Source organism: Chitinophaga sp., assembly GCF_036566945.1.
In the GTDB taxonomy this organism is placed as follows: Bacteria; Bacteroidota; Bacteroidia; order Chitinophagales; family Chitinophagaceae; genus Chitinophaga.
Genome location: NZ_DATCVJ010000658.1, coordinates 1 through 6,678, shown reverse-complemented (window position 1 = coordinate 6,678; position 6,678 = coordinate 1). Strand labels below are relative to the sequence as shown.

At 45.7% G+C, this 6,678-nt stretch carries 5 protein-coding genes; 2 read left to right on the top strand and 3 right to left on the bottom strand.

The window, feature by feature from the left end:
• The first annotated feature begins 115 nt into the window (after nt 1–115).
• Nucleotides 116–490: a hypothetical protein gene (locus VIP81_RS20055; protein WP_331965267.1), complete on the top strand. Its 375-nt coding sequence runs from the start codon at nt 116–118 to the stop codon at nt 488–490.
• Between the two features lie 77 nt (nt 491–567).
• Nucleotides 568–2,427, top strand: coding sequence for a M1 family metallopeptidase (locus VIP81_RS20050; RefSeq protein ID WP_331965264.1), 1,860 nt, complete (start codon nt 568–570; stop codon nt 2,425–2,427).
• Between the two features lie 172 nt (nt 2,428–2,599).
• On the opposite strand, the gene VIP81_RS20045 is transcribed toward VIP81_RS20050, so the two are convergent.
• From VIP81_RS20045 to VIP81_RS20035, 3 genes are all read right to left on the bottom strand, one after another.
• On the bottom strand, nt 2,600–3,628 hold the full coding sequence (locus tag VIP81_RS20045) for a DUF4249 family protein (protein ID WP_331965261.1): 1,029 nt from the start codon (nt 3,626–3,628) through the stop codon (nt 2,600–2,602).
• A 2-nt stretch (nt 3,629–3,630) separates the two neighbouring features.
• Nucleotides 3,631–6,231 carry a TonB-dependent receptor gene (locus VIP81_RS20040; protein WP_331965258.1) on the bottom strand — a complete coding sequence of 867 codons (2,601 nt, stop codon included), beginning with the start codon at nt 6,229–6,231 and terminating at the stop codon, nt 3,631–3,633.
• 37 nt (nt 6,232–6,268) lie between these two features.
• A partial coding sequence (locus tag VIP81_RS20035; RefSeq protein ID WP_331965255.1) for a DUF4974 domain-containing protein occupies nt 6,269–6,678 on the bottom strand: 410 nt, incomplete at its 5' end.

The window sequence follows — 6,678 nt, the reverse complement described above, 5'->3', positions numbered from 1 at the left end:
AAAGACAAAGGCCGAAGGCCTTCCCCTCCGCCTCTTAACAATAAAACCGCCCTTTTATACGTTAAATAACTGTCCCCCCTTCCCTTATCTATACTCACGCTCATACTTAATTTTCATGAAGTACCTGGTACTGACTGCTTTCATTTCGCTCCTTGCGTGTCATTCTTCCCAAAAAGTTTACACGGCACCCGCAGTAGGGGCGGAAGCGCAATTTGACCGGGGACTCAGGCCCGAAAAACATCCTAAATATCTTTTTGATAAAAAAACAATGAAAGATATGCAGCAACAGGGAACTGCAGGCACCTATTCTTCCAAGCGTCGTAGTACGGCGCCTACCATTCCTTTACCAGGTAAAGGCGCTAACGGTAAAGATAGTACGGCAGCTCCTTCAGATAGTCTTCATACGCCGGTAGATTCTTTAAAAACGCCCCTCGCGCCCGCGGATTCCATAAAAACGCCGATGATGCCCCCGGATACCACCCATCTCTGACGCATTTTTTACAGCCTGTCTGCCGTGCGCTTTCCCGGTAATTTCCTACATTTGAAGCTACTGCTTTTTTACAGCTTATGAGGAAATATTGTGTTTTTTTACTGGCACTGATAATCGGTCAGCAGGCCATCGCCCAAACCCCATTATATATGCCCCTGAGCATCAGGAAGGCATATGATCAGCAAACCCGCACCTATAGTGGAGCTCCCGGAAGTAAATACTGGCAGAATAAAGCCGGATATGATATCAGGGTTACATTTGATCCGGTGACCAACCTCGTGTCGGGCACAGAACAAATCAGCTATGTAAACAATAGCCCCGATACGCTGCACATGGTCAACTTTAAACTGTTTCCTAACCTCTATCAGAAAGGCGCCATCAGAAGTATGGGCATTGCCCCGGATGACCTGTCGGACGGAGTAGTTATCAAAAATATGAAGGTAAATGGTACAGATAAACCAGTGCCAACACCCACACGGGGAACTAATATGCCCGTGAGTATACCTGAATTGTATCCCGGACAAACAGCCCGCTTCGACCTGGACTTCGCCTATACCCTGAATGAAAATACACATATCAGAACGGGATCAGTCGATACCGGCGCTTATTTCATTGCGTACTTCTTTCCCCGTATCGCTGTGTACGATGATATCAACGGCTGGGATATGATCCCCTATGTGGGGACGCAGGAATTCTATAACGACTTCAGCGATTTTCGTGTAGCCATTACAGTGCCAGGCAACTACCAGGTATGGGCCACCGGCGATCTGAAAAATACCAGTGAGGTATACACCGATAAATATGCGCAACGCATCGCCGCCGCAGAAAAAAGTAATAGTATCATTACCGTCATTGATAGTAATGATATTACAGCCGGTGACATCACGCGTAATAAAAACACCCAGACCTGGCGCTATGAAGCCGCCAACGTGACCGACTTTGCCATAGGACTGAGCAATCATTACCTCTGGAAGGCCACCAGCGTGGAAGTGGATGCTATCACAAAAAGGCGTACCCGCGTTGACGTTGCTTTTAACGCCGCACACGCCGACTTCTTTGATGTGGTCAACTACGCCCGTATCACGGTAGATAAAATGAGTCACTACTTTCCCAAGTGGCCTTACCCGTATAATCATGAAACCGTGTTCGATGGACTCGATCAGATGGAATATCCGATGATGGTGAATGATAACCCCCTGGCAGATAAAGCCCAGGCGATTGAACTCACCGACCATGAGATATTTCATACGATGTTTCCTTTTTATATGGGTACCAACGAAACCATTTACGCCTGGATGGACGAAGGCTGGGCCACGATAGGAGAATGGGTTATTTCACCCTGCATCGACAGTGCCATCGTGGATGACTATGGCATGGGGCCTTATAATTATATCGCCGGTAAAGCCGCCGATCTGCCTATCATGACGCCTTCCAACCAAACCACAGATGCCTATGTCACCAATTCCTATCCCAAACCAGCCCTGGGATACCTGTATGTAAAAGATATGCTGGGCGATAGTCTTTTTCTGAAAGCCCTGCATTATTATATCTCTCAATGGAATGGCAAACATCCGCAACCCTATGATTTCTTCTATTGTATGAATACCGGCGCAGGAAAAAATATGGACTGGTTCTGGAAAAGCTGGTTCTTCGACAACGGCTATCCTGATCTGGCGATCAACAGCGTTACACAAAAAGAAAAACAAGGCCTGGTAGAAATCATCTCTAAAGGCAACAAACCAGTACCGGTAGATCTGACCGTTTTATTTGAAGACAATACCACCACTAAAATACACAAGAGTATTGCCTGTTGGGAAAAGGGAAACAAAACAGTATCACTCGCGTTTCCATCTCCCAAAAAAATAAAAAAAGTAACCCTCGGTAGCACCTGGGCAGCAGATATTGATAAACAAGACAACGTATATGAAGTACATTAGCAGAGAGCTGTTAGCTTTTAGCTGTTAGCTTTTAGATAAGCGCGAATGATTAACAGCAGAGAGCTTTTAGCTTTTAGCTGTTAGATAAGTGCGAATGATGAACATAACATCGGTAGGCTCCGCACTTATCTAACAGCTAACAGCTAACAGCTAACAGCTAACAGCTAACAGCTTAGAGGTTATCATAATAGAGATAATATACCCTCTGATAGCTCCCGCCTACAATGCCCAATCCACCGGCAGTATTGCTTTTCAGCTGAATAGCCTGTATAAGACTGTTAAGTCCGGGATTACGCTTTACCTTTTCATAAGTCAGCAGGAAATCATAATATTCTTTCGAAACAGATTTCACATATACCAGCACTCTTCCTACAGGCACAATTCCTTCTGTGGGATCAGAGCTGAGGGCGGTAGCATTGATGTAGAAATAAGTAGTCAATGGTTTACCTAATTGTGTAAACAGAATGCTGTTATAATTTTCGTTGAGGCCCCCCACCTGGTTGTTATCCGCATTTTCATCCTGTGTATAGCAGGGAATACGGAGGTAGTCGTTCAGGAAAAAACTATCTTTCCTGGCTTGTGCGCCGGGTGAATTTTTTACCAGGTCATACCAGTTAGCATGCTCGCTTTTACGATATCTCACCCCCTGATACATAAAGGTGGTATCCACGTCTACACTTTGTTTCAATGCTTCCATCACCAGGTATTGTTTTACTCCCGGTAACGGATATACGGTAAAATGAAAGCGCAACACTGGTCGGCCATTGAGTAATGAACGCAGGGTATCCTGAAGGTCCACCTTAAACGGAGGTGGGATAGAAGCCATGGCTGTAATGGGTTTCAGCGTTGGGACGTTTACCTGGAGTTTATAATTTTTACCAGCATCCAGTTTTGTTTTACCGCGGTAAACACTCATCGGGTTAGTGGAGTCATCTACATAAGAGAGGGTTTCCAGCACCATCCCGTTTTTATCCATCAGCTGAACATTGGCATCTTCTACGAGCTGAAATCCATTGTCTAGGTAAGGCCCTGATACCGGTTTACTTTTGCCTACGCGTACCTCCGGCTCGTCGTTGGCCACCAGTTCGGCATAAACTACTCCCCGCGAAGCCCCGTTCTTGGGCGGAAGCGGGAGTTGCTGCTCACATCCCTGCAGCAATATCAAACACACTATCGGCAATAATATAAACAGGTACTTCATGACTAAAATTTAAAAGTATAACTCAGGTATGGTAGCGCCCTGAACAAACTATATTGATATAACTGCAAAGCAGAAATGTTATCGTATTCCAGGAAAGAAAACTTATCAAAGGTGACGATAAACGGATTACTACGGTTGTAGATATTATACACGCCTCCTGAAATCACATGCTGGAAACGCCTTTCGTTACCAAGGTTCAGGGTGGCGCCTACATCCAGGTGATGCACAGGGTTTAAGCGGTAGTTATTCAACCGGGCTATATAAGGAAGATAATTGACCTGATAGGTGGAGAACGGCGAATAACGCTCATCCAGGTATCCTTTGATATTACGGCCCCAATCGAAGTCGGGGAATATCTGTACCGGCAAGGTAAAAGGTGCACCAGAGGCGAACTTATAAGTGGCAGCAATATTCCATTTCGGATTAAACCGGTATTTGAGCGCCAGGGAAATATTATGCCGGCGGTCTTCTTTATAAGGAAACATTTTGCCACCATTCAACCGGTCAAACTGCCGCCAGGCCCAGGAAAGCGTGTACGAAAAAATTCCCGTCAGCTTGCCCTGTGTTTTTTCCAGCAGTACCTCACTGCCATAGTTATAGCCGTTGCCGGCAATTACCTTTTTTTCCCACAGATCAGAGTTGTCAAATATATTCAGCACGGTGTTGGTGGTCACAAGATTTTTCAGCTGTTTGTAGTACACGTTTACATTAAACCGCCAGGTATTATCCCATTGCCGTTGATAGGCCAGTCCGTAGGAATAGGCTTGTTCCGGCTTAATATCCTCGGTGCTGGGCACCCACAGATCGGTAGGCAGATTGATCACCGGGGTGGTAAGCTGATGCACAAACTGGGTCATTTTTGCAAAAGATAACTGTATGTACTGCGATTGTGGTAGCTGCCAGCGTACCATGATGCGCGGTTGCAGGCTCGCATAAAAAGAGTTGCGTTGCGCCAGCGCGCCGAAATGTAATCCCGGCCTTACCGTCAGCCGGTCGTTCAACAAACTGAGTTCATCTTCTGCATAAGCAGAAAACTCAGACATGTAATATATCGGCGCCTTTCGTTTGGTAGCTTCTCCTGCAGAAATATTGTTCTGATACGCCGTGGGAGCAAAGTTGTGGTACGTATAGCCGCCACCGAAAGAAAGATGATGGACATTACTGATATAATATTCTGTTTCGTTTTTGATAGCAATATCCCTCACCCTGGAAACGCCTTTTCCCTTTACGAACAGCGAGTCGTAGTAGGAAAGCGGAATGACGGAATTCTGGGTGAATACATTATAAAAACGACTGTAGGTAGCAATGGTATTGGAAAATATCCTGGGACTGATTACCCGCGTCCACTTAGCAGCTGCAGTGATATTACTCCAATCAAAATTGTAATCATCAAACAGCTCTGTAACAGGCCTGATGCTCTGGATAAACATTTTATCCTGCCCTTTATAAAAGCTAACGTAAAGCCTGTTTTTATTGTCAATAATCTGGTTTAGTTTGAAGTTGACATCATAGAGGTAATACTTGCCGTAGTCGCTGAGATATTTAGCGCCATACAAAATATCTACCAATGATCTTCGTATTGAAAGGGACACAGAGCTTTTATCTTTTACAATCGGCCCTTCCAGCAATACATTGCCGGAAACAGGGCTGAGGGTAAGGCTTCCATGCCATTCCTTCATGTTACCATCTTTTGTACGGATATCCACTACAGAAGAAAGTCGTCCGCCATAACGCGCCGGGAATGCGTCTTTATATAACGACACATCTTTTACGGCATCTCCGTTAAAAATAGAAAAGAGGCCAAATAAATGGCCGGTATGATACAGCGGAACACCATCCAGCAGGTAGAGGTTCTGATCAGCGCCGCCCCCTCTGATGAGGAGGTTACTGCTGCTTTCGAGCGAGCTGCTGGTACCGGGATACAGCTGCAGTGATTTCAACACATCTTTTTCTCCGAGCAAGGCCGGAAAGCTGGATAGATAACCTACCGGCATATTAATGTAGCCGGGCTGGGAGGTCACCGCTTCCTTTTCACCATTTACCACCACCGTTTGCAACATACTGCGGAAGTCCATATGGATGTCCAGCTGTCCGTCATCGGGAGGGGGGAGGTGTTGGAAAACCGGTGTATAGTTGATATGTGAAAATACGATCCCCTGGCAGGTATCAGGCACCTGCAGACTGTAAAATCCAAAGGCATTGGTTTCAGTACCTTTTTTGGTAACGGGGTCGTATACCGATGCCCCGATGATCAGCTCATTACTGTTAATTTCTTTTACAAAGCCGCTAATAGTATAATACTGGGGCTGGGAACTTTCCCGGAGCAGGAATATTTTTCCATTCAGGGCAGCGGCCTGTATGCCGGTTCCCTGCAGAATAGTGGTCAATACTGCGCCGGTGGTATGTTCTGTACCGTTTAGTTGTACTTTTTTGTTCAGGTGCAGGAAGCTGGAACTGTAGGATATATTGGTACCGGTAGACTTTTGTATATGTTGTATGAAGAAGAGAATGGTTCCCTGTTTCGAAGGAGGGGTATAAGCCTGCTGCAATAAATCATTTCCGCTGTTCTGCGCCCGCAGCGTCATCACCGGCAGCAGGAACAAGATAAAAAGGAGTATGTATAAAAATCGGGCTAAGTGGCTACTGGCTGATGACGATGGTGTCGCCGTCTTGTTGGTATTTAAAGCCAAGCAATAGTTGTAATTCATGCAAAACATCATCACAGGACTGGTTCCGGAACGTGATCGTAGCTTTCTGCTGCGATGCTATTTCCCTGTATTGATCATCCACCCTGATTTCTTTTGCGTAAAAGTCGGCTAATTGTGGCAATATTTCAAGAAGTGATAGATCATTAAATTGCAAAATTCCGGTTTTCCAGGCAATGAAATTGGGATTGTTGTTATTACGGGCATATAACTGTCCATTTCCCCATATACCTCGTTGTCCGCTACTCAGTATCACAGCGGAGGTATCGCCTTCCAGTCCCAGTCTTACCTTGCCGGAAGCTACGGTAACGGCGGTACTGTCTTTCCCGGTTTGCACCGTAAAGG